The organism is Streptomyces sp. NPDC002265 (genome assembly GCF_040296125.1).
Taxonomy (GTDB): Bacteria; Actinomycetota; Actinomycetes; order Streptomycetales; family Streptomycetaceae; genus Streptomyces.
The window spans coordinates 1-1,712 of sequence record NZ_JBEOWS010000676.1; the positions used below are offsets into that span (position 1 = coordinate 1).

Sequence of the window (1,712 nt, forward strand, 5' to 3'; positions counted from 1 at the left end):
TCCATCGTGATGTCGATGGTCGCGGTGGAGGCGGCCGGGTTGCGGCCGTCCAGGTGCAGGCTGCCGGCGAAGTTGTTGAACTTGCCCTTGACGTTCGTGACCATGGCATGCCGCGCGACGAAGCCGAACGTGGAGTGCGCGGGGTCGATGGTGTACGCGCCGCCGACTCCGGCGGTGTGCGAGTTCGCGTCAACGGTGGCGGTGGCGGTGTTCGCGGCGCTGGTCTTACGTCCGAAGAGGCCCATGATCTGTCTGCTCCCAGAAAGGTCACTCGGGCCGCGCAGCGACCCGCTTTCATTGAATGTTCAACTAGAACTCCATCGCGCCCCGACCCATTCCCACGCCAGTCGCCCCGGCCCCCAGGCAGGCTGCTGTGATCGCGCACCACCGCAGCTCCGGCGGATCAGGATGCCGCCCCCGCGAACGTCGAGTAGCTCACCGGCGATCCCGGTAGAAGACTGGGCACACGTTGCGACGGCGGAAGGGCACGCCCCATGAACGGCAGCGACAGCGGGACACGCGGCAACAGCGAGTACGGCAGGAAGCCGTTCAAGCGGTCGAAGAGCCACTTCGCGGATCGGATCACCGCGGACGGCCGGGACGGTTGGCCCGTCGAGGCGAACCGTTACCGGCTGGTGGTCAGCCGTGCCTGTCCATGGGCGAGCCGGGCGCTGGTCTCCAGACGTCTGCTCGGCCTGGAGGACGCTCTGTCCTTGGCGGTCACCGACCCGATCCAGGACGACCGGAGCTGGCGGTTCACCCTCGACCCGGATGGTCTTGACCCTGTCCTCGGAATCCGTTTCCTGAGCGAAGCCTATGAAAAGCGGGAGCCCGGCTACTCGGGAGGGGTGAGCGTGCCGGCAGTCGTGGACGTGCCCAGCGGGCAGCTTGTGACAAATGACTACCAGCAGATCACTCTCGATCTCGCGACCGAGTGGACAGCGCTGCACCGGCCGGGCGCACCCGATCTCTACCCGCACGCTCACCGCGATGAGATCGACGAGGTCATCGCCGGCGTCTACGAGGACGTCAACAACGGGGTCTACCGCGCGGGCTTCGCCATCGGCCAGGAGGAATACCGGGCCGCCTGCGCGGGAGTGTTCCGCCGCCTGGACCTGCTGACACCCCGACTGGAACGACAGCGCTATCTGGTCGGGGACACCATCACGGAGGCGGACATCCGGCTGTTCACCACACTCGTACGCTTCGACGCCGTCTATCACGGCCACTTCAAGTGCAATCTCCGGAAACTGTCAGAGATGCCGACACTGTGGGCCTACACCCGCGATCTGTTCCAGACGCCCGGCTTCGGTGATACCGTCAATTTTGATCATATAAAACGCCATTATTACCAAGTCCATGTCGGCATCAACCCGAGCGGCATCGTGCCGCTGGGCCCTGATCTGTCCGAATGGCTCATGCCGCATCACAGACAGGAGCTGGGCGGCCGCCCGTTCGGCGACGGAACACCTCCGAAGCCGGTACGCGCCGACGAGGAGGTGCCTCTTCCCGGCAGGCCCTGACCGTGCGGACCTGCCGTTCGCACGCCGACCGACGGCTCCTCGCAAGCTCACGGACGAACGCGCCCCTGAATGGCTCATCACCGCACCGACAGGCACCGTTCCTAAACAGTGTCCAGGAGTGAGCTTTGTACTCACATCCCGGAACTGCGCGCATCCCGAACGGTTTTGGATGCACTGGTCCCCCGCGTT

2 protein-coding genes are annotated in these 1,712 nt (G+C 65.3%); one reads left to right on the top strand and one right to left on the bottom strand.

Features of this window, described 5'->3' with window-relative positions; all coding sequences use genetic code 11:
* A partial coding sequence (locus tag ABT085_RS46195) for a YceI family protein (protein ID WP_351623199.1) occupies positions 1-245 on the bottom strand: 245 nt, incomplete at its 3' end.
* A 249-nt stretch (positions 246-494) separates the two neighbouring features.
* Between ABT085_RS46195 and ABT085_RS46200 the strand changes: the two genes are divergently transcribed.
* Positions 495-1,523 carry a glutathione S-transferase family protein gene (locus ABT085_RS46200; protein ID WP_351623201.1) on the top strand — a complete coding sequence of 343 codons (1,029 nt, stop codon included), beginning with the start codon at positions 495-497 and terminating at the stop codon, positions 1,521-1,523.
* Positions 1,524-1,712 lie beyond the last annotated feature (189 nt).

Excerpts from the sequence above, each read along its gene's own strand:
- ABT085_RS46200 (WP_351623201.1), top strand. The coding sequence starts at position 495 with ATGAACGGCAGCGACAGCGGGACACGCGGCAACAGCGAGTACGGCAGG.